The organism is Streptomyces monomycini (assembly GCF_022271435.1).
Classification (GTDB): Bacteria; Actinomycetota; Actinomycetes; order Streptomycetales; family Streptomycetaceae; genus Streptomyces; species Streptomyces monomycini.
In genome coordinates this window covers 156,902-180,314 of record NZ_JAFIQY010000001.1, presented here as the reverse complement: position 1 = coordinate 180,314, position 23,413 = coordinate 156,902, and the positions used below count along the sequence as shown (strand labels likewise).

Annotated in this window: 5 protein-coding genes and 1 pseudogene; 4 read left to right on the top strand and 2 right to left on the bottom strand. The window is 74.2% G+C overall.

The window, feature by feature from the left end:
* The first annotated feature begins 115 nt into the window (after positions 1-115).
* From JXZ78_RS00750 to JXZ78_RS00740, 3 genes and pseudogenes are all read left to right on the top strand, one after another.
* Positions 116-19,393 (top strand): non-ribosomal peptide synthetase, encoded by a 19,278-nt coding sequence (locus JXZ78_RS00750; RefSeq protein WP_443735630.1) that lies wholly within the window; start codon positions 116-118, stop codon positions 19,391-19,393.
* Between the two features lie 105 nt (positions 19,394-19,498).
* Positions 19,499-19,720 (top strand): MbtH family protein, encoded by a 222-nt coding sequence (locus JXZ78_RS00745; RefSeq protein ID WP_030021545.1) that lies wholly within the window; start codon positions 19,499-19,501, stop codon positions 19,718-19,720.
* Positions 19,721-19,741: 21 nt separating this feature from the next.
* A pseudogene (locus tag JXZ78_RS00740) lies at positions 19,742-20,005 on the top strand (transposase); the annotation flags it as partial.
* Between the two features lie 61 nt (positions 20,006-20,066).
* On the opposite strand, the gene JXZ78_RS00735 reads toward JXZ78_RS00740, so the two are convergent.
* Both JXZ78_RS00735 and JXZ78_RS00730 read right to left on the bottom strand, forming a co-directional pair.
* Entirely contained in the window at positions 20,067-22,475 is a 2,409-nt protein-coding gene (locus JXZ78_RS00735) for a tetratricopeptide repeat protein (RefSeq protein ID WP_238782629.1), read from the bottom strand.
* 2 nt (positions 22,476-22,477) lie between these two features.
* Positions 22,478-22,912, bottom strand: coding sequence for a P-loop NTPase family protein (locus tag JXZ78_RS00730; RefSeq protein WP_157851637.1), 435 nt, complete (start codon positions 22,910-22,912; stop codon positions 22,478-22,480).
* 120 nt (positions 22,913-23,032) lie between these two features.
* On the opposite strand from JXZ78_RS00730, the gene JXZ78_RS40965 reads away from it, so the two are divergent.
* Positions 23,033-23,413: a TetR family transcriptional regulator gene (locus JXZ78_RS40965; RefSeq protein ID WP_372498381.1), complete on the top strand. Its 381-nt coding sequence runs from the start codon at positions 23,033-23,035 to the stop codon at positions 23,411-23,413.

Sequence of the window (23,413 nt, the reverse complement as noted above, 5' to 3'; positions counted from 1 at the left end):
CGCGGTCTCGCTCGCCGACACGCCCCGCGTGCGGTGGGGGAGCGAGGTGCCCGGCCTGCCGTCGCTGGCGGAGCGGCTGCGCACCGGCCGGCCCGATGCCCTGCGGGTGAGCGGCATGCCCAACGGGCGCCTGGACACGTACGTGCCGGGGGCCGGTCCGGCCGGAACCGGGCGAGGGCCCGCCGTCGACCCCGAAGAACTGCACGAGCTAGCGGACGCCGCCGGTTACCAGGCGCTCGTCACCTGGTCGGAGGCGGACGACGGCAGCCTGGATGCCGTGTTCCTGCGGGGCGGGAGCGCGCCTTCCGGGGCGGTACCCGTCGTGACGTACACCGACGTACACCTCCCGGCGGTACGCGCCCACGGCGACCTGCGGGCGCTGACCGGCGAACCGGCCCGGTGCCGGGCCGACGCCGCGCTGGGCACCGCCGTACGCGACGCCGTCGCAGCCCGGCTGCCGCACCACATGGTCCCCTCCACCGTCCTGGTCCTCGACGAGCTGCCGATGACGGTGAACGGCAAGCTGGACCGGCGGGCACTGCCCCAGCCGGACCCGGAGGCCATCCACCGCGCCCCCGGCGGACGCGCACCGCGCGACGCCCGCGAGGACATCCTCTGCGGTCTCTTCGCGGAGACCCTGTCCCTCGCCGAAGTAGGCCCCGACCAGGACTTCTTCAGCCTCGGCGGGCATTCGCTGCTGGCCACCGGGCTGGTGAACCGGGTGCGGTCGGCCTTCGGTACGGAGCTGGGATTGCGCGCGGTGTTCGAGACACCGACCCCGGCGGGCCTGGCCGCGCGGCTGACCGGCGGACGTTCCTGCCGTCCCGCGCTGACGGCCGGGTCCACGCGCCCCGCCGAGCTGCCGCTGTCCTTCGCACAGCGCCGGATGTGGTTCCTGCATCACCTGGAAGGACCGCGCCCCGCCCACCATGTGCCGCTCACCCTCGCACTCTCCGGACCGCTCGACCGGCAGGCGCTGGAAGCGGCGCTGCGTGATGTCGTGACGCGCCACGAGGCCCTGCGGACCGTCTTCCCGGAGGACGGCGCGGAACCGCGTCAGTCCGTACTGCCCCCGGAGGCTGTGCGGCTCAGGACGGCCGTCACCGAGACGACCCCGGATGCCGCGCCCAGTCTGGTCGCCGAAGCCGCGCGCCAAGGGTTCGACCTCGCGGCCGAGCCGCCCGTACGTGCCTGCCTGTTCGTCCTGGGGCCGGAGGAGCACGTCCTGTCCCTGACGCTGCACCACATCGCGGCCGACGGCTGGTCCCTGGCTCCGTTGTGGCGCGACCTCGCGCAGGCCTACGAGGCGCGCAGGCAAGGACGCCCGCCGTCCTGGGCCCCGCTGCGCGTGCAGTACGCCGATTACACGTTGTGGCAGCGCGACCTGCTCGACGCGGACGACGGAACCGGCCGTACGACGGCCGTCGCCCAACTCGCCTACTGGAAAGAGAAGCTGGCCGGTCTGCCGGACCGGATCGCCCTGCCCTGTGACCGGCCGCGCCCGGACACGCCCACCGGGCGCAGCGGGACCTGCCGCTTCCAGTGGGACAGCGGGCTCGCGCAAGCGGTGCGCGCGCTGGCGCGGGAGTGCGGCGCGACCCCGTCCATGGTGGTGCAGGCGGGGCTCGCCGCGCTCCTGACGCGGCTGGGCGCGGGCGAGGACATCCCGATCGGCACCCCCGTCGCGGGACGTACCGACGAGGCGCTGCACGACCTGATCGGCTTCTTCGTCAACACGCTGGTGTTGCGCGTCGACACGTCGGGCGCGCCGGACTTCCGTACGCTGCTCACCCGCGTACGCGAGACCGGCCTGGAGGCCTACGCCCACCAGGACGTGCCCGTCGAACAGGTCGTCGAGGCACTTCGCCCGCACCGCCCGGGCGACCGCCACCCGCTGTTCCGGACGCTGCTGGTCTGGCAGCACACTCCGGCCGCTGCTCCCGCCCTGTCCGGTGTCCTCGCCGAGGCCCGGGAGCTGGACACCGGCACCCTCGTCACCGACCTGGAGATCAGCGTCACGGAGACACCCGGCGGTCCCGTCGGCACGGGCGCCCTGACCGGCGCCGCCCACTTCGACGCCGACCTCTTCGACCACGTCACGGTGGAAGCCCTGCTGGAACGGCTGCGGAGCCTGCTGGCGGACGGGACAGCCGACCCTGACCGGCCGATCGACGACCTGGACATGCGCACCGCAGGGGAGCGCGACGCCACCACCGCCTTGGACGGCCGCCAGGTCCTGCTGCCGGAGCTGTTCGCGCGCCAGGCGGCCCGTACACCCGTCGCCCCGGCCGTGACCTTCCGCAACACGACCCTGACGTACAGTGCGCTCGACGCCGAGGCCAACCGGCTGGCCAGGGTGCTCATCAAGCGGGGCGCCGGGCCCGAACAGTTGGTGGCGCTGGAGCTGCCCCGCTCGGCCGACCTCGTGACCACCGTACTGGCGGTGCTGAAGACCGGCGCGGCCTACCTGCCCCTGGAACCCGGCCACCCCGCCGAACGCAACAACAAGATTCTGCGCGCCGCCCGCCCGGTGCTGCTGCTCACCACCCGGGCCCCGGTGCCCGCGCCCCCCGTGCCGTACCTCACCTGGGACGGCCCGGAGCTGGCCGATGCCCTCCACCGGTGCTCCGACGCACCCGTACACGACCGTGAGCGCGCCTGCCCGCTGCTGCCCGCCCACCCCGCCTACGTCATCCACACCTCCGGTTCCACCGGCGAACCCAAGGGCGTGGTGGTCCCGCACCACGCCGTCGCCCGCCTCTTCCGCGACGCCCCGGGCCTGGACTTCCGCGCCGACGACGTCGTGGCGCTGCTCCACTCCCACACCTTCGATCTCTCGGTCTGGGAGATGTGGGGGCCGCTCCTGCACGGCGGCCGCCTGGTCGTGGTGCCGTACGAGGAGAGCCGGTCCCCGGCGGAACTGCTGCGACTGCTCGTACAAGAAGGCGTCACCCAGCTTCACCAGACATCGACCGCCTTCGAGCAACTGACGGACGCCCTGCGCGAAGAACCCGGCCTGGCGGGAGACCTGGCCCTGCGCCGCGTCGAAATCGGTTCGGAAGCGCTGCTGCCCCGCACCGTGCGGGAGGGGCGGGAACTGCTGCCCGGCGCGCGCTTCGTGCACGAGTACGGCCCCACCGAGACGACCGTGCTCGTCATCGCCGGATTCCTCGACGGGCCCCTGCCGGACACCCGACCCCTGCCGCTCGGCCGGCCACTGGGCGGCATCCGCGCCTACGTCCTGGACGACGCGCTGCGCCCGGCCCCACCGGACGCGGCGGCGGAACTGTACATCGCGGGCGCCGGGGTGACGCGCGGCTACCTGGGCCGGAGCGCGCTCACCGCCGAACGCTTCGTGGCCTGCCCGTACGGGCCGCCGGGGGAGCGGATGTACCGGACCGGCGACGTGGTCCGCCGGCGCGCCGACGGCTCGCTGGAGTTCGTGGGCCGCGCGGACGAACAGGTGAAGGTGCGGGGCTTCCGCATCGAACCGGGGGAGGTGCGGGCCGCGCTGACCTCGCACCCCGCGGTCGGCGCGGCAGCGGTCGTCGTCCGCGAGGACCGGCCGGGCGACCGGCGGCTGGTCGCGTACGTGGCCCCTGCCGCCGGACGGGCCGCCGACCCTCGGGAGCTGCGCCGGTACGCGGCCGGACGGCTGCCGGACCACCTGGTGCCCGCCGCGGTCGTCGTCCTCGACACGCTGCCGCTGAGCACCGCGGGCAAACTGGACCGCGCCCGCCTCCCACGGCCCGACTACGCGGCGGCCTCCGCACACCGGGCGCCCCGCGACGACCGCGAGCGGACCCTGTCCCGTCTCTTCGCCGAAGCGCTCGGCCTCGGCACCGGCGCGGCAGGCCTGGACGACGACTTCTTCGAGCTCGGCGGCGACAGCATCATCGCCGTCCAGCTCGCCGGCCGGGCCCGCCGGGAGGGGCTCGCCCTGGCCCCGCGCGACGTCTTCCGCCACCGTACCGTCGCGGCCCTCGCCGCACGGGCGGGCTCGGCCGGTCACCCACCGGTCGCCTCCGCCGGACACGACAGCGGCCCGCTGCCCCTCACCCCCGTCATGCACGCCCTCCGGGAGACCGGCGGGCCGGTGGCGGGCTGTCACCAGTCCGTCCTGGTGCAGGTGCCGCCGGGTCTCGGCACCCGGCACCTGGCCACCGCGCTGCGTACGGTGATCGACCACCACGACGCCCTGCGGCTGCGGCTGGGCCGGGTGGGGGGAGTGGCGTGGATCTTGGACATCGCCCCGCCGGGAACGGCCGGAAGCACCGGAAGGGGCGGTGGTGCCGGCACCGTTACCGACACCGTCACCGACGCGGATTTCGTCCGCAGCGTCGACGCCACGGAGCTGGACGACGCCGCACTCGACGCAGCCGTACGCCGCCACAAGGACGCCGCGCGGGACCGGCTCGACCCGGAGTCGGGCCGGGCCGGGGGCCTCCTCCAGGCCGTCTGGTTGGACGCCGGTCCCGACCGGGCGGGGCACCTGCTGCTGGTGATCCACCATCTCGCAGTCGACGGCGTCTCCTGGCGCGTACTGCTGCCCGACCTGCGCGCCGCCTGGGAAGCCGCCGCGGCCGGCCGCCGCCCCGTGCTCGAACCGGTGGGCACCTCCCTGCGCGCCTGGTCCCACCGGCTCACCGACCTCGCCCAGCAGCACGACCGGGTCGCCGAACTCCCCCTGTGGACCGGCATGACCGGCACCGCCGAACCGCCCCTGTCCCGCCTCCCGTACGACCCGTCCCGGGACCTGACGAGCACGGTGCGGCGGCTGACCCTGACCCTGCCGCCGGAGCGGACGGCCCCGCTGCTCGGCCCGGTGCCCGCCGCCCTCCACGGCAGGACCGACGACATTCTGATCACCGCGCTCGGTCTGGCCGTGGCCGACTGGCGCCGCCGTCGTACGGGCTGCCCGGACACCGCCGTCCTGCTCGACATCGAACGGCACGGCCGCGAGGACCTGGGGGACGGGAGGGAGGCGCTCCCCGGTACGGCGCCCCCCGGTACGGCGGACACCAGTACGGCGGAGACCGTCGACCTGGCGCGGACCGTCGGCTGGCTCACCTGCGTCCACCCCGTACGCCTCGACCCGGGCACCACCGACGCCACCGGGCTCCGCTCCGGCGGACCCGCGCTGGACCGGGCCTACCGGCGCGTCAAGGATCAGCTGCGCGCCGTACCCGGCAACGGCCTCGGTCACGGCCTGCTGCGCCACCTCAACCCCCAGACGGCCCCGACCCTCGCCGGCGGCACGCGCCCCCTGATCGCCTACAACAACCTCGGTCGTTTCCCGCAGCAGCCAGGGGACTGGGCGCCGGTCCCGGGCTCCGGCGGCATCACCGGCGGCGCCGACCCCGCACAGCCCGCCACCCACCTCCTCACGCTCGACGCGCTGGTCGAGGGCGGCCCCGGCGGTCCGGTCCTGACGGCGGCCTGGTCCTGGCCCGGCGCCCTGTTCTCCGAGGACGAGGTACGCGACCTCGCGGACACGTGGTCCGGTCTGCTCACCGCGCTCACGGAACGTGCCGCGGCACCGGACGCGGAGGGCCGCACGCCCGCCGACTTCCCGCTCGTCGCCCTCACGGAGGACGAGACCGCGCGGCTGACGCACGACTGCCCGGACCTGGCCGACATCTGGCCCCTCACGCCGCTCCAGGAGGGGCTGCTTTTCCACGCCCTGTACGACGAGCAGGCCCCGGACGTCTACACCAGCCAGCTCGCCGTGGACCTGCACGGCCCGCTGGATCCGGGCGCGTTGCGCGCGGCAGGACAGGCCGTACTCGAACGGCACCCCGCCCTGCGCGTCGCCTTCCGGCACGACGGCCTGCGCGCCCCCGTCCAGGTGGTGCCGCACTCACGAACCGTGACCCTCCCCTGGACCGAGCACGACCTCGCGGACCTCACCGGCGACGAACAGGCTGCCCGTGCGGACCGCATCGCCGCCGACGCCCGCGCCACCCGCTTCGACCTGGCCGACGGCCCGCTGCTCCGGTTCGCCCTGCTGCGCCTCGGGCCCGCCCGGCACCGGCTGCTGCTGACGGTCCAGCACCTGATCCTGGACGGCTGGTCCGGGCCGCTGGTGCTGCGGGACCTGTTCGCCGTCCACGCGGCGGGAGGCGACCCCGCGGGCATGGCCGCCTCGGCGCCGTACCGGGAGTATCTGCGCCGACTTGCCGCACAGGACCGTACGGCGGCCGAGACCGCCTGGCGGCAGGCCCTCGCCGGTGTGGACGGTCCGACCCTGGTGGCGCCCGGACGTGCCGTCGGCGCGAGCGCGCGACACGGACAGGTCCGAGCCACGCTGTCCACCGGGCTGACCGCATCCCTGCGCGCGCTGGCCCGCCGCCACGGTCTGACGCTCAATACCGTCCTGCAAGGAGCCTGGGCCGTGGTCCTACGCGGCCTCACCGGCCAGGACGACGTCCTCTTCGGCGCCACGGTCTCCGGACGGCTCGCGGACGTGCCGGGCGTCGAGGACATGGTCGGGATGTTCAACAACACCCTGCCGGTACGGGTGCGTCTCGACGCGGCCCGGCCGTTCACTCAAGTTCTGGCCCGCCTCCAGGACGAACAGACCGGACTGTTGCCCCACCAGCACATCGGACTCACCCGGCTCCACCGGCTCTGCGGGCACGACCGGCTCTTCGACACCCTCCTGGTCTTCGAGAACCTTCCGCCCGGCGTCCTCGGCACCGGTACCGGCCCGCTGCGGTGCTCGGCGCCCCGGATCACCTCCGGCACCCACTACCCGCTGAGTCTCGCCGTCCTCCCCGGCGAACGGCTGGGCCTCGCACTGGGCCACCGCTCCGACACGTTCGACCCGCGCACCGCGACAGCCACCCTGCACCGCCTGGCGCGGGTCCTCAAGGCAGTGGCGGACGACCCGGACCGGCCCGTGGGAGACCTCCCCGTCCTCTCACCCGGCGAGCGCACCCGCGTCCTGCACACCTGGAGCGCCGCCCCGGAACCCGCCCCCGCTCCGCGGACCTGGCCTGCCCTCTTCGAGGCCCAGGCGGCACGGACACCCCGTGCCACGGCGGTACGGAGCGCCGGGACCACCCTCACCTACGCCGCACTCGACGCGGCGGCCAACCGGCTGGCACGGCTGCTCGTCCGGCACGGCGCGGGCCCCGAACGGACGGTGGCCCTCGCCCTGCCACGCTCCGCCGGACTGATCGTCGCGGTCCTCGCCGTCCTGAAGGCCGGAGCCGCCTACGTACCGCTGGTCCCGGCCCACCCGGCCGAGCGGATCAGCTGCCTGCTGCGCGACACCCGGCCGGTGCTGCTGCTCACCGACAGCGCCACCGCCGGAACCCTGCCGCCGGGCCCGGAACCCCGCCTCGCCCTGGACGACCAGGACACCCGGACCCTGCTCGGCAGCCTCCCGGACACTCCCGTCCAGGACTCCGAGCGCACCGCCCCCCTGCGGCCCCGGCACCCCGCCTACATCATCCACACGTCCGGCTCGACCGGCGGACCGAAGGGCGTGCAGGTCCCGCACGAGGGCATCGCCGCACTCGCGGCAGCACAGACCGCGCGCTTCGGCGCCGGGCCCGGCAGCGTCGTCCTGCTCTTCGCCTCGCTGAGCTTCGACGCCTCCGTGTCCGACCTGTGCACCGCACTGCTCTCCGGGGCCACTCTGGCAATCGCCCCCGCCGGCACGCTGCTCGCGGGCGAGGAACTGGCCGACGCCGTGGCGCAGTTCGGCGTGACCCACCTGAAGCTGCCGCCGAGCGTCCTCGCCGGGCTGCCGACCGGTGCGCTGCCGCGGAGCGTCGCCCTCGCGGTGGCCGGTGAGCCGTGTCCCGTGGACCTGGTGGCCCGGTGGGCCGCCACGCACCGCCTGGTGAACGTGTACGGGCCGACCGAGACGACGGTGTGCGCGACGATGACCGCGCCGCTGACGGACGGTTGCGCACCGGCTGTCGGTACGCCGATCGCGGGCACCCGGGTGTATGTGCTGGATGCGGGGTTGCGTCCGGTGGCGCCGGGTGTGGTGGGGGAGTTGTACGTGGCGGGGGTGGGGCTGGCGCGCGGTTATCTGAACCGTCCGGGGTTGACGGCGGAGCGTTTTGTGGCGTGTCCGTTCGGGGTGGCGGGGGAGCGGATGTACCGGACGGGTGATCTGGTGCGGTGGCGTGCGGACGGTCAGGTGGAGTTCGTCGGGCGGGCCGACGGTCAGGTGAAGGTGCGGGGTTTCCGGATCGAGCCGGGTGAGGTGGAGGCGGTCCTCACCACCCATCCCGGTGTCGCGCGCGCTGCCGTCGTGGCGCGCGAGGACCGCCCGGGCGACCGCAGGCTGGTGGCGTACGTGGTTCCCGCGCCCGGGCACGCTCCGGCTCCCGGCGCGCTGCGCGAGTACGTGGGCGAGCGGCTGCCCGCGTACCTGGTGCCCTCGGCGGTCGTCGCCCTGGACGCGCTGCCCCTCACCCCCAACGGCAAGCTCGACCAGCGTGCCCTTCCGGCGCCCGGCAGGCACGCAACCGGGCGCGGCCCGCGCGACGCCCGCGAGGAAATTCTGTGCGGCCTGTTCGCCGACGTGCTCGGTCTGCCGGAAGCGGGCGCCGAGGACGACTTCTTCGCACTGGGCGGTCACTCCCTCCTCGCGACCCGGCTCGTCAGTCTCGCCCGCGCGGCGCTGGGCCGGGAGCTGACCCTCCGCGCTCTGTTCGAGGCGCGTACCCCGGCCGCCCTGGCGCGGCGCGTCGGCGGGGCGGCGGCCGCCCGGCCCGCCGTCGTACGGACCGAACGGCCGGCCCGGCTGCCGCTGTCGCCCGCGCAGCGACGCCTGTGGTTCCTGCATCGGCTGGACGGGCCGGGCGCCGCGTACAACGTGCCGTTGGTGCTGCGGCTGCGCGGCGCGGTGGATTCCGGGGCGCTGAATGACGCGCTGGGGGACGTGGTGGGGCGGCACGAGGCGTTGCGTACGGTGTTCGCGGAGGCGGCGGACGGTGAGCCGTACCAGGTGGTGCGTGACCACGACGCGGAGCGGCCGTACCTGACGGTGACGCCGGCCGGCCATCCGGCGGCCGACGCGGCCGAGGTGGTCCGGTCCGTGCGGTACGCCTTCGACCTGACCCGCGAACCACCCTTCCGCGCCGAGCTGTTCCGGGGCCCCGGGGGCGAGTCGCTGCTGGTGGTCGTCGTGCACCACATCGCGGCGGACGGCTGGTCGCTGGCGCCGTTGTGGCGGGACGTGGTGACGGCGTACGAGGCGCGGAGGAGCGGGGGAGCACCGGACTGGCGCGCGTTGCCGGTGCAGTACGCGGACTTCGCGCTGTGGCAGCGGGACGCGCTGGCGTCCGGCAGTGACGTGATGGCGCGGCAGACGGCGTTCTGGCGGCGGGAACTGCGCGGTCTGCCGGAAGAGCTGGCATTGCCGTACGACCGCCCGCGCCCGGCGGTCACCGACCACCGGGGCGCGGTGGTCCGGTACCGGTGGGACGCGGAGTTGCACGGCCGGGTGGTGAAGCTGGCCCGGGAGCGCGGTGCGAGCGTGTTCATGGTGGTGCAGGCCGCACTGGCGGCGCTGTTCACCCGGCTGGGGGCGGGGACGGACATCCCGCTCGGGGTGCCGGTCGCGGGCCGTGGTGACGCGGCGCTGGACGAGGTGGTCGGGTTCTTCGTCAACACGCTGGTGCTGCGTACCGACACGTCCGGCGACCCGTCGTTCCGTGCCCTGGTGGACCGGGTGCGGGATACGGGCCTGCGGGCCTACGCCCATCAGGACGTGCCGTTCGAGCGGCTGGTCGAGGCGCTGAACCCGAACCGCTCGGCCGGCCGCAACCCCCTCTTCCAGGTCGCCCTCACGACGAACGGTGCGGACCGCGCCGGGTACGGCCTGCCGGGCGTCCAGACCGAGGAGGTCCATGTCTGCACCGGCACCGCGAAGATGGACCTCACCATCGCCGTACGGGAGCGCCGGGACGCCGGGCGGGCTCCGGCCGGAATCGAGGGCGAGACGGAGTTCCGCACGGCCCTGTTCGACCCGGCCACCGTCGAAGGGCTGCTCGCGCGCCTGCGCAGACTGCTGGAAGCGGCCGTCACGGACCCTGACCGGCCCATCGGCAGCCTGGAGATCCTGACCTCCGCCGAGCGGCACACACTGCTGAGGGCAGCGGACCACGCCCCGCGCGCGCTGCCCGCCGCGACGCTTCCCGAACTCTTCGAGGCCCAGGCGGCCCGCACCCCCGACGCGCCCGCGGTCACCTCACCGGACGTCCGGCTCACCTACGCGGAACTGGACGCCCGCGCCAACCGCCTGGCCCGGCTGCTGGCCACCCGGGGAGCGGGCCCGGAGGGCGTGGTGGCCCTGGCGCTGCCGCGCTCCGCCGACCTGGTCACCGCCGTGCTCGCCGTCCTCAAGACGGGCGCCGCCTACCTCCCCGTCGATCCCGCCTACCCGCCCGCGCGCATCGCCTTCCTGCTCCGCGACGCGGCCCCCGCCCTCCTGGTCACCGACCACCCGACCGGCGCCGTGCTCCCCAGCACATCCGTACCCCGGCTCCTCCTCGACGCGGACGCCACGGCGCGTGCCCTCGCGGACCTGCCGGACACCGGCCTCACCGACGCCGACCGGACGGCTCCCGTCTTCCCTGACGGCCCCGCCTATGTGATCCACACCTCCGGCTCCTCCGGGAAGCCGAAGGGCGTGCTGGTCTCCCACCGCGGCATCGCCTCCCTCGCCGCGACGCAGCGCGAACGCCTCGGCGCCGGGGCGGGCAGCCGGGTACTGGCCTTCGCCCCGCCCAGTTTCGACGCGTCGTTCTGGGAACTGTGCCTGGCCCTCCTGACGGGCGCCTGCCTCGTCACCGTGTCCCCGGACCGCCTGCTGCCGGGTGCGCCGCTGGCCGCGGCCGTGGCCGCGCAGGGCGTGACCCACCTGACCGTGCCGCCCTCGTCCCTGGCGGCGCTCGACCCCGGCAGCCTTCCCGAGGGCGTCACGCTCGTGGTGGCGGGCGAGCCCTGCCCCGCCGGGCTGGTGGCACGCTGGGCGCCGGGCCGCTCGATGGTCAACGCGTACGGGCCGACGGAGACGACGGTGTGCGCGACGATGACCGGGCCGCTGACGGGTGGTTCCGCGCCGGCGGTCGGTACGCCGGTGGCCGGCACCCGACTGTACGTGCTGGACGCGGGACTGCGGCCGGTGCCGCCCCGAGTGGCGGGGGAGTTGTACGTGGCCGGGGCCGGGCTGGCGCGCGGCTATCTGAACCGTCCGGGGCTGACGGCGGAGCGTTTTGTGGCGTGTCCGTTCGGGGTGGCGGGGGAGCGGATGTACCGGACGGGTGATCTGGTGCGGTGGCGTGCGGACGGTCAGGTGGAGTTCGTCGGGCGGGCCGACGGTCAGGTGAAGGTGCGGGGTTTCCGGATCGAGCCGGGTGAGGTGGAGGCGGTCCTCACCACCCATCCCGGTGTCGCGCGCGCTGCCGTCGTGGCGCGCGAGGACCGCCCGGGCGACCGACGGCTCGTGGCGTACGCGGTGCTCGTCGGCGCCACTCCGCGGCAGCCGGGTAGCAGCGCGCCGGACCACTCCGACGTACGCGCCTTCCTCGGCGCCCGGCTGCCCGGCCACCTGCTCCCGGACGCGATCGTGTTCCTGGACGACCTGCCGCTGACGGCCCACGGAAAGCTGGACCACCGCGCCCTGCCCGCCCCGGACACCGCCGACCGTGCCTCCCGCCCGCCCCGCACTCCCGAAGAAGAAGTACTGAGCGGCCTGTTCGCCGAGGTGCTCGGCGTGTCCGAGGTCGGCGCCGAGGACGGCTTCTTCGCGCTCGGCGGCCACTCCCTGCTCGCCACCCGGCTGGTCAACCGGGTCCGGGCCGTCCTGGGCGCGGAACTCGGACTCCGCGCCGTCTTCGAGACGCCCACCCCCGCCGCCCTGGCCACCCGGCTCGGCACCGCGGCCCGCCCGCGTCCGGCGCTCCGCCCGCTGCCCCGGCCCGCCCGTGTGCCGCTGTCGTTCGGCCAGCGCCGGCTCTGGACGCTGCACCGCATGACGGGGCCGGACGCGACGTACAACGTGCCGCTGGTGCTGCGGCTGCGCGGCGCGCTGGACGCCGACGCGCTGGACGCGGCGCTGGGGGACGTACTGGAGCGGCACGAGGTACTGCGGACGGTGTACGCCGAGGCGGCGGACGGCGAGCCGTACCAGGTGCTGCGCCCGGCAGGCGGCCCTCCCCTCGTCCGGACGCCGTTCGCGCACCGGTCCGCCGACGCGCTGGCGCGAGCGGTGCGCCGCGCGGTGCGCCACGCGTTCGACCTGGCGACGGACCTCCCGTTCCGCGCCGAGTTGTTCTCGTGCGCCGGAGACGAGGCGGTGCTGGTGGTCGTCGTGCACCACATCGCGGCGGACGGCTGGTCGCTGGCGCCGTTGTGGCGGGACGTGGTGACGGCGTACCAGGCGCGGGCTGCCGGCCGTGCCCCGGACCGGGACGCCTTGCCGGTGCAGTACGCCGACTTCGCGCTGTGGCAACGGGAGGCGCTGGGCGACGCGGGGGACACGGCACGGCACGTCGAATTCTGGCGGGAGGAACTGCGCGGTGCGCCTTGCCGGCTGGCACTGCCGTACGACCGTACGCCTCCGGCTGCCACCGGCCACCGGGGCGCGGTCGTGGCGTTCCGCTGGGACGGGGAACTGCACGGCCGGATCACGGAGCTGGCCCGGCAGCACGGGGCGAGCGTGTTCATGGTGGCGCAGGCCGCCGTGGCAGCGCTGCTGACCCGGCTCGGCGCAGGGACGGACGTGCCGCTGGGCGCTCCCGTCGCAGGCCGGACCGACGCCGCGCTGGACGACGTCGTCGGCTTCTTCGTCAACACGCTGGTACTGCGCACCGACACCTCCGGCGATCCGTCGTTCCACGAGCTGGTACGGCGGGCACGGGAGCGTGACCTGCGGGCGTACGCGCACCAGGACGTGCCCTTCGAACGGCTCGTCGAGGTGCTGAACCCGGACCGTGCGGCCGGCCGCAACCCGCTCTTCCAGGTCGCCCTGGCCGTGGACACGGCGTCCGGCGACGCGCTGACCCTCCCCGGAGTGACGGTCCGGCGGGAAGAGGCGCACACCGGCACCGCCAAGTTCGACCTTTCCTTCCGCTTCACCGAACGGCGGGGCCCCGGCAGGCGGCCCGCCGGGATCGACGGCTCGGTGGAGTTCGCCACCGCCCTGTTCGACCGCGACACCGTCGAAACCCTGGCCGTACGGCTGCGACGGCTCCTGAGGGCGGTCCTCGCGCGGCCCGACCGGCCCATCGGCGAGGCGGACATCCTCTCCGCGGGCGAGCGCCGTCTGCTGCTGCACCGGTGGAGCGGCCCCGCGCGCGGCCTGCCGACGGGACTGCTCCCCGCGCTGTTCGAGACACGCGCCGCCGGGGAACCCGGCGCGCCGGCCGTCGTCGAAGGAGACCGGACGACGACGTACGCGACGCTCAACACCGGTGCGAACCGTCTCGCCCACCTCCTGACCAGCCGTGGCGCGGGCCCGGAGCGCGTCGTCGCCCTCTTCCTGCCGCGGTCCGCCACGGCCGTCCGGGCCGTCCTCGCCGTGGCCAAGACGGGCGCAGCGCACCTCCCCGTGGACCCCGCGCTGCCGCACGAGCGGATCGCGTACCTGCTCCGGGACGCCGCTCCCGTCCTCGTCGTGACCACCGCCGACGCCGCCCGCAGGCTGCCGCCGGACGGGCCGCCGTGCCTGGTCCTGGACGCCGGCACCACACTCCGTGCCCTCGCCGGGCAGCCGGACCACGACCCGGGCGACGACGACCGGCTCGCGCCGCTCCTGCCCGCGCACCCCGCCTACGTCATCCACACCTCCGGCTCCACCGGCCCGCCCAAGGGCGTCGCGGTGACCCACACGGGCCTGCACGCCCTCGCCGCGGCCCAGGCGGCCCGCTTCGGCCTGCGCCCCGGCAGCCGGGTGCTCCAGCTCGCCTCGCCCGGCTTCGACGCGTCGGTGATGGAGACACTGATGGCCCTCGCGTCGGGCGCCGCGCTGGTCGTGCCGCCGGCCGGGCCGCTCGGCGGCGACGCGCTCGCGGAGTTCCTGGCCCGGGAGCGTGTCACCCACTGCCTCGTCCCGCCGACGGTGCTGGCCACCGTCCCGCACGCCCCGCTGCCCGACCTGGAGACCCTGGTCGTCGGGGGCGAGGCGGTCACCGCCGGGCTGGTGGCCCGCTGGGCGCCCGGCCGCCGCATGATCAACGCGTACGGCCCGACCGAGGCGACGATCTGCGCCACCCTCAGCGAACCCCTCCGCGGCGACGGCCCCCCGCCGATCGGCGCGCCGGTCACCCACAGCCGGGCCTATGTGCTGGACGCGACGCTGCGGCCGGTACCGCCGGGCGTCGTGGGGGAGCTGTACCTGGCGGGCGCCGGACCGGCGCGCGGGTATCTGCACCGTCCGGGGCCGACGGCGGAGCGTTTCGTGGCGTGTCCGTTCGGGGCGGCGGGGGAACGGATGTACCGGACGGGCGACCTGGTGCGGTGGCGCCTCGACGGCCAGCTGGAGTTCGCCGGACGGGCCGACGACCAGGTGAAGGTGCGGGGCTTCCGGATCGAACCGGGCGAGGTGGAGGCCGTCCTCGCCGCCCATCCCGCCGTCGCCCGCGCCGCCGTCGCCGTCCGTACGGACACGTCGGGCACCGCGCGGCTCGTCGGATACGTGGTCGCCGCGCCTCGGGTCCCTGAACCGGAGTCCGTACCGCGGGCCCCGGCCCTTGAACCGGAGTCCGCGCCGCCGTGCCAGGCCCCTGGACCGGACTCCGTACCGCGGTCCCCGGCTCTCGCACCGGACTCCGTACGGGAGTTTCTGCGCGCCCGGCTGCCCGAGCACCTGGTCCCGGCCGCCGTCGTCCCCCTGGACACGCTCCCGCTGACGGCCGCCGGCAAGCTCGACCGGAACGCCCTCCCCGACCCCGCCTTCACCCCGGCACCGGCCGGACGCGCGCCGCGCACCCCCGAGGAAGAGGTGCTGTGCGGCCTGTTCGCGGAGGTGCTGCGGCTGCCCTCGGCCGGGCCGGACGACAGCTTCTTCGACCTCGGAGGTGACTCCCTGCTGGCCACCCGGCTGGCCGGGCGCATCCGCACCGTCCTCGGCACCGAACTCGACCTCCGCGCCTTCTTCGCCTCCCCGACCGCCGCCGGTACCGCCGGGCGGCTGCGTACCGCCCGGCGCGCCCGGCCCGTACTGTGCCCGGCGCCCCGGCCGGAGGTGGTACCGCTGTCCCCGGCCCAGCGCCGCCTGTGGTTCCTGCACCGCATGGAGGGACCGAGCGCCACGTACAACGTTCCGCTGGCCATGCGGCTCACCGGCCCGCTGGACGCCGGCGCGCTGCGCACCGCACTGGTGGACGTGGCGGACCGGCACGAGGTGCTGCGGACCGTACTGCCCGAGACCGGGGGCGTACCGCGGCAGACGGTGCTCGGCCGGGACGCCGCGCTCGCCGTCGTGACCGTCACGGACGCGAGCGGCTGGGAAGAAGCCGAGGTGACGGAGCGGGTCCGCGCGGCGGCCCGCCGCTCCGCCGACCTGACCCGCGAACTCCCGCTCCGCGCCGACCTGTTCGTCCTCGGCCCCGAGGAGCACGTACTGGTTCTCGTCGTCCACCACATCGCCGCCGACGGCTGGTCCCTCGGCCCCCTGTGGCGCGACCTGGCCCACGCCTACGCCGCCCGCCGCGACGGCCGCCCGCCCAGCCTGCCGCCCCTGCCCGTCCAGTACGCCGACTACACCCTCTGGCAGCACAAACTCCTCGGCGACCCCGCCGACCCGGACAGCCTCCTCGCCGAACAGCTCACGTACTGGACCCGGCACCTGCGCGGCCTGCCCGACCAGCTGCCCCTGCCCACCGACCGGCCACGCCCGGATGTCCCCGCCGGGCGCGGCGAGGTGCTGGCCTTCACCTGGGACGCGACCGCACACCAGCGGCTCACCGCGCTCGCCCGGGACTGCGGGGCGAGCGTGTTCATGGTCGTACAGGCCGCGCTGGCGGCGTTGCTGACCCGGCTGGGCGCCGGGACCGACATCCCCCTAGGCACCCCGGCCGCCGGACGGACCGACGCGGCGCTCGACGACGTCGTGGGCTTCTTCGTCAACACCCTCGTCCTGCGGACCGACACCTCCGGCGACCCGGCCTTCCGCGAACTGATCACCCGGGTACGGGACGTGAACCTCGCCGCGTACGCCCATCAGGACGCACCCTTCGACCGCGTCGTGGAAGCGCTCAACCCGCCCCGCACGGCCGCCCGCCACCCGCTCTTCCAGACGCTGCTGACCTGGCGGTCCGCCACCGGCCGCGGGCCGGCACTGCCCGGCGTCACCGTCACACCGCTGCCCGCCGACACCGGTACCGCCCGGCTCGACATGGAGATCAACGCCACCGAACACCGCGCACCGGACGGCACCCCCGCCGGTGTCGAGGCGAAGGTCGAATTCAGCACCGACCTCTTCGACCGCTCCACCGTCGAAGCCTTCGTGGCACGGCTGCGCCGGATCACCGACACCGCGGCGGACGACCCCGGTCTGCGGATCAGCCGGGCGGACCTCCTCACCCCCCGCGAACGGCACACCCTGCGCGCCCTGAACGACACCGCGCACGGCGTCCCCGACCTGGTCCTGCCGCGCCTCTTCGAGGACCAGGTGGCCACCACCCCCGACGCACCCGCCCTGATCTGCGACGACCGCACCCTCACCTACGCGGAGCTGAACACCTCGGCGAACCGCCTGGCCCGCCTGCTCGTCGCCCGCGGGGCCGGGCCCGAGAACGTCGTCGGACTGGCGCTGCCCCGCACCCCCGCCATGGTCACCGCCGTCCTCGCCGTGCTCAAGGCGGGCGCCGCCTACCTGTTCCTGGACCCCGGCTACCCCGCCGGACGCCTCGCCCACATGCTCGGCGACACCCGGCCCGTCCTGCTGGTCACGGACCGCGCCACCGCACCGGCGCTGCCCGCCACAAACGTCCCGCGCCTGGTCGTGGACGCGGTGGACGGCGACCGCCCCGCAGACCCGGTACGGGACACCGACCTCACCGACGCCGACCGCCCCGCGGCCCCGGTACGGGACATCACCCTGACCGACGCCGACCGCCCCGCGGCCCCGGTACGGGACACCAACCTGACCGACGCCGACCGGCGAGCCCCCCTCAAGCCGCTGCACCCCGCGTACGTCATCTACACCTCCGGCTCCACCGGCACCCCCAAGGGCGTCGTCGGCCTGCACCGGGGATGCGTCAACCGCCTGCTGTGGTGCGGCCGCGCCTACCCCTGGCACGCCGGACAGCCGGTGCTCGCCAAGACCACCCTGAGCTTCATCGACGGCACCACCGAACTCCTGGGCGCCCTGCTGCACGGCGCGCCCGTCGTCCTCGCGGACTCTTTCACCGCCCGCAGCCCGGCCGGACTGGCCACCCTCGTCGCCCGCCACCGCGCCACCCGCATCACCGTCGTGCCCAGCCTGCTCGCCGCCCTCCTGGACGGCGACATCGGACCGCTGACGACCTGCCGCCTGTGGGTGACCAGTGGCGAGGCCCTGCCGCCCGCCCTCTCCCAGCGGTTCGCCGAAGCCCTCCCGTACGCCCGTCTGGTCAACCTCTACGGCGCGTCCGAAGTCAGCGGCGACAGTCTGCACGCCGTCGCGCACGGCCCCGACGTGGCCGCCGGATGGCCCGTCTGGAACACCCGCGTACACATCCTGGACGCCACCCTCCGCCCGGTGCCGCCGGGAGTGCCGGGCGAGATCCACCTGACCGGCACCGGCCTGGCCCGCGGCTACCTGCGCCGTCCGGCGCTCACCGCCGAGCGCTTCGTCGCCGATCCGTACGGCCCGCCCGGCGCACGGATGTACCGGACCGGCGACCTGGGGCGGTACCGCCCGGACGGTGTCGTGGAGTACCTCGGCCGGGCGGACGACCAGGTGAAGATCAACGGCGTACGGATCGAACCGGGCGAGGTGCAGGCGGCCGTGCTCGCCCACCCGGACGTGGACCGCGCCGCCGTGGCCGTCCGTGAGGACACCCCCGGCCGCAGGCAGCTCGTCGCGTACGCCGTGTCCGCTCCCGGTGCGGACCCGGACCCCGCCCGGGTACGGAGCTTCCTGCGGGAACGGCTGCCCCGGTTCATGGTCCCGGCCGCCGTCGTCCTCCTGGACGCCCTGCCGCTGACCGCCAACGGCAAACTCGACCGGCACGCGCTGCCCGCCCCCGTCTTCGCCGCGGCGGAGGGCGGCCGGGCGCCGGGCACCCCGCCCGAAGAGCTGATGGCCGCGCTCTTCGCCGAAGTGCTCGGCCTGCCCTCCGTGGGCCCCGACGACGGCTTCTTCGACCTCGGCGGCGACTCGCTGCTGGCGGCCCGCCTCACCAGCCGCGTCCGCGCGGTCTTCGGCGCCGACCCGGGCCTGCGCGCCCTGTTCGCGGCCCAGACGCCCGCCGGACTGGTCCGAGCCCTGGACGCGGCGGGCGACGGGGACAGCGCGGTTCACGGGGGCACCGCGGCCGACGGTCGTGCCGCGGCCGACGGTCGTGCGCCCGGCAGGGGCGGCTCGACCGCCGACGCCCTGGACGTCCTGCTGCCGCTGCGCCCGCGCGGCAGCCGTCCGCCGCTGTTCTGCGTCCACCCGGCGTCGGGCATCAGCTGGCCGTACGCCGGACTCATGCGCCACCTGGACGACCGTCCCGTGTACGGGCTCCAGGCACGCGGCCTGACCGAGCCCGGCGCCCGCCCGGCGACCATCGCGGACATGGCCGCCGACTACCTGGAGCAGATCCGCACCGTGCAGCCCACCGGTCCTTACCACCTGCTCGGCTGGTCCTTCGGCGGCGCCGTCGCCCACGCCATGGCCGTCCGCCTCCAAGAGCAGGGCGAGAAAGTCGCCTTCCTGGCCCTCCTGGACTCCGCGCCCCTCCAGATCGACCCCGGCCGCGTGCTTCCGCGCCACACCGCACACGACGTGGCCGAACTGTTCGTCGACTCGGTCGGCCGTGCCGACAACGGGGAGGCTCCTGGCCCCGACACCGCCCGGGCGGCGGAAATCCTGCGCGAGCAAGGCAGCGCACTGGCCGCCCTGCTGGTCGAACCCCAGGTGACGGCCCTGGCGGAGACCCTGACCGACAACACCCGGCTGCGCTGGTACACCTTCCGGCCCGCCGTCTTCGAGGGTGACCTGCTGCTCTTCAAGGCGGAGCCCGAACGCGGTGAACCGCACTGGCCCGCGGAGGCCTGGCAGCCGTACGTCTCCGGTGCCGTGCTCACCCACGACGCGTGCTGCGAGCACGGGCACATGATGCAGCCGCACGCCCTCGCCCGGATCGGGCCCGTGATCGCCGCCGTACTGGACGGGACGGCGCGACCGGACGACGCCCTGTCTCCGAGAACGGCCGGAACGGCCGGCCCGTGACCGCTGTCCCGGACAGCGCTCCGTTCGCAGCCGCTGCCCCAGGTGACGACCAGTCCGTAACCACTGCAACCACCACCCCGACACACCCCCAAGGAGCCGCACGTCATGACCAACCCGTTCGAGAACCCCGACGCCGCCTACCTCGTCCTCGTCAACGACGAGAACCAGTTCTCCCTGTGGCCCGCCGCGGCCGGGCTGCCCGGCGGCTGGACCGTCGTGCACGGCGAGGACACACGGCAGGGCTGCCTGGACCACGTGACGGAGCGCTGGACGGACATGCGCCCGAAATCCCTCGCCGATGCGATGGACACCCCCACGCCGGACTGACCGAGTATCCGTCCCTGCTGGCGGCGCCTCATGAACGCCATCTTGTCTGCCGGCGCCGACCGCACCGGCATTCCCTGGCGCTACCTGCCCCATGACTTCCCGCCTCATCGGAGGGTCTACGGCTACTTCGCCCGCTGGCAGCAGGACGGCATCTTCGCGCAGCTCACCGGCCTGCTGCGGCGTCTGGTCCACGAGGCGGAGGGCCGCAGCGGCGAGCCGTGCGCAGGCGTGCTGGACTCCCGGACAGTCAGAGCCTCCGCCAACGTACCCCTGGCCGACCAGGGCTCGGTCTCGGTCTGGGCGGCTTTGCGGAGCGCGCAGATGCCGTCCCGCTCGCCGTGAATCTTCATGGCCTGGGTCCGCCGGGCATCGTGGACGGGGATGAACTTGCCTGCCGCCCAAGTTTGCGGCGCAGGAGCCGCACCGGTTCGGACGGCAGGCGGAAGACCGCCACGGCTTCTTCCAGGTCGTCCATCGTCTGCCGCAGACGATGGGCGGCCGGCCCGGCGCGCAGAATGCTCTCCAGCGTCTGCCCGGCCTTCGTCCAGTCTTGTAGAGCGCACCGGATGATGAACAGCATCGCCGATTCGCCCGTGCGGCCGGTGAAGCCGCCGACGCAGAGATCACGGTACAACCGCTCGGATCTCACCAGCTCTTCCTCCCAGTCGGACTGGTTCGTCACACGCCGCACCAGGGCGATCTCATAGCGTCTCCAGGCCTCGGTCGGACCCGGCCGTCCCTGGGGCAGCAGATCACCGAGGGCGTCGTCGTAGCGACCCGCGAGCCGGTGGAGCCTGCCACGGTGTAGCTTCGTCCAGCCGTCGTCAGGGGCGAGCTCGACGGCGCGGTGGAGGTCGGCAAGTGCTGCCTCGTAGTGCCCCTGGAGCCGATGGGTCTCCCCGCGGCCGACGTACAGCAAGGAGTAGTCGGGTCCCAGCTCGATGGCGCGGTCGAAATCCGTGCATGCTTCCTCGAACCGGCCCAGGTACCGGTAGGCCTCACCGCGCATGGCATACGCCCAGACGTCATGGGCATCAAGTTCGACGGCGTGGTCGTGGTCCGCGAGGGCTTCTTCGAAGCGCCCTGATCTGGCGTACACCCGCCCTCTGGCGGAGTGTGATGAGGAGCTGTCAGGCGCGAGGGCAATGGCGCGGTGGTAGTCGGTGAGGGCCTCTTCATACCGTCCCATGCGCATGTACAGACCGCCTCGGTTGCTGCGAGGAACGATGGCCCCTGGGGCGAGTTCGATCGCCCGGGTGTAGTCGGCGAGGGCGTCGCCGTAGCGCCCCATGACCGTGTAGGTGGTACCGCGGAACTGGTAGGCATCGGCCTGGTGGGGTTCGAGTTCGATGGCGCGGGCGAAACCGGCCAGAGCGTCGTCGGAGCAGCCTTGCCACATCTGCATCCAGGCGCGGCCCACGTGCGCACGGACCAGGTGGGGATCCAGATCCAATGCGGCGGTGTAGTCGGCCAGAGCAGGTTCCACGTCGCGCACATCGTGGTGTTCGCGTCCGCGCAGGGCATGCGCCAGCGCACGGTCGCCGGAGTCGAGCTTCCCGTCGGCAAGCAAACGGCTGAGCACGCCGGCGATGCCTTCCTGCGGACTCTCCAGGGCGGCCAGCACCTCTTCTCCCCACTGGCTCAATGCCGGTGCGTCGGCGTCGCGGCCCGCCCGGTAGAGGGTCTGGGCCCAGCGGCGCAGGGTGACGGGGCTGTGGGCGTAGGCATGCAGGAGTTCGGCGAGGGCGGCGGGCAGGGCGCGGTGCGGGTGTGCGCACAGTCGGTGATAGGTCTCCCGCAACCGGCACTCGCGCCACCACTGCTCTTGCCACCACTGCCGCGGCGTACGGTCATCGCCTTGTTCTTCGCGCAGGCGCCGCCGGGCGCAGGTGTCGGCCAGGAGAATGTGCAGGCGCTCCCACCGCTGGGGCGATTGCGCACGTTGCAGGCGCAACATGGCGTCGCGTACGACATCGTGGTAGCGGCAGCGTCCGGACCGGTCGGTGACGAACGGCCGCCGGCGCAGCCAGTCGAAGACCTCCGCACCACCCTCCTCACCGGTCAGCAGCCGGCAGATGTCCTCGTCCAACTCCAGCGGAAGGGCGCACGCCAGTGCCGCTGCGCGCCGAGCCGGGGCGCTTTCCCAACGCAGGAACCGTTCGATCGCGGTGCCGCTGGGATCGCCGACGTCCTCGACGGAGGCCGGGCGGGACTCTGCCAGCAGATGCACCAACACCGGCAGCCGCCCGGACAGGCGCAGAATCACTTCGATGACCTGCTCATCTTGAATTCCCTTGGCGCCCAGCAACTGGCGCGCTTCAGCCTCGGTGAAAACCTCGAGTTCCAGCTCGTGCACCAAGTCCAGATGGTCGCCCCAGACGGCAGGGGAGAGGCGGCTCTGCCCGGACGTCACCACCATCACGCCGACAGGCAGTTCCCCGTACCGCGCCTCGATGAGGACATCTCGCAGCCATGTGTCCAGGAAGGTGCCGGTGTACTCATAGGTGTCGAAGAACAGCACCACCCGCCCCGCCCGCTGCGTCGCCTCTTCGACAGCCCGCACGAACAGTGGCGTGAGCACCTGAAGCGGAGAGAGCACCAGGTGGGCGTCGTCGCGGTTGCGAAAGCGGGCGGCGAACACCGAGCGGACCCGGTCGGCGCCCAGCGCCACCTGGGCGGGATCGACCGCCCCGACGAACGGGCCCGCTCCCGGCACCATGCCCAGCCCTGCCAGGCCGACCTGCGTGGCCACCATGCTCACCGGCGACGGCACCGGCTGTTCACCGCCACCGGCTGCCTGTAGCGCACCCTCCGGGGCGGTGGCAGTGGCTTCGGCCTCGTGAGCCGCTGCCGATAGGAAGCCAGCACCTTGTCGAACTCTTTCGCCCCGTACCCCTGCCGCGCCAACTGGATGATGACGGCTTCCATCGCCTCCACGGCATCGGCGACCGTATCGCCCACGTAGGCCGTGGCCGCGCTGTGCTCGCCGGCGATCGCCTCCCAGCGCCGTACCAACGTCGTCTTTCCTACGCCCGCAGGACCGCAGACATGAAAGAAGAAGTCCGCTGTCTCGTCCTCCGGCGAGCGCTCCACGTTCTCTCGGAAGACCGACAACTCGCTGCGCCGGCCCACGAACCCGTCACGCCGCCGACGCCGGATCAACTCCCGCCGCGACACACCCCGCTCCGCCACACTCCGCTCCCCTCCCTGCGGCAGCATCCGAGTCCATCCTGGCCCTCACCGAGCCTCTCGCAGACTCGTCGCGCGACACCAGAAGCGGTTTTTCCGGCCGGCGCGGCGACGGGGCCCCGCATGCCGGGTCACGGTGGGCGTGCTCGTCCCCCAGGAGCGGCCCCTTCGGCCACGACCTCCACGACCTCCTCCTGCGTCTGGAGGACAACGACGCCAAAGCCCGTGGCGGGGCCGTGGTACCGTCCAAGTAGGTCAAGTGACTCAGTCGGGCTCACGGAGGCTTGGATGCCGTATGTGCCAGCGGACACGCGGCGAGAGCAGGTGGTCGAGGCGGCTGTGCAGGTGATCGCCCGCGAAGGTGCCGACGGAGCCACCACCCGGAAGATCGCTGACGAGGCGCGGGCGCCTCTCGCCTCCCTCCACCACCGCTTCCGGAACGAGGAGAACCTCCTGTCTCGCCGTCTTCACACGTCTCGCCGAAGAGACGCCTGTCACGGTTGA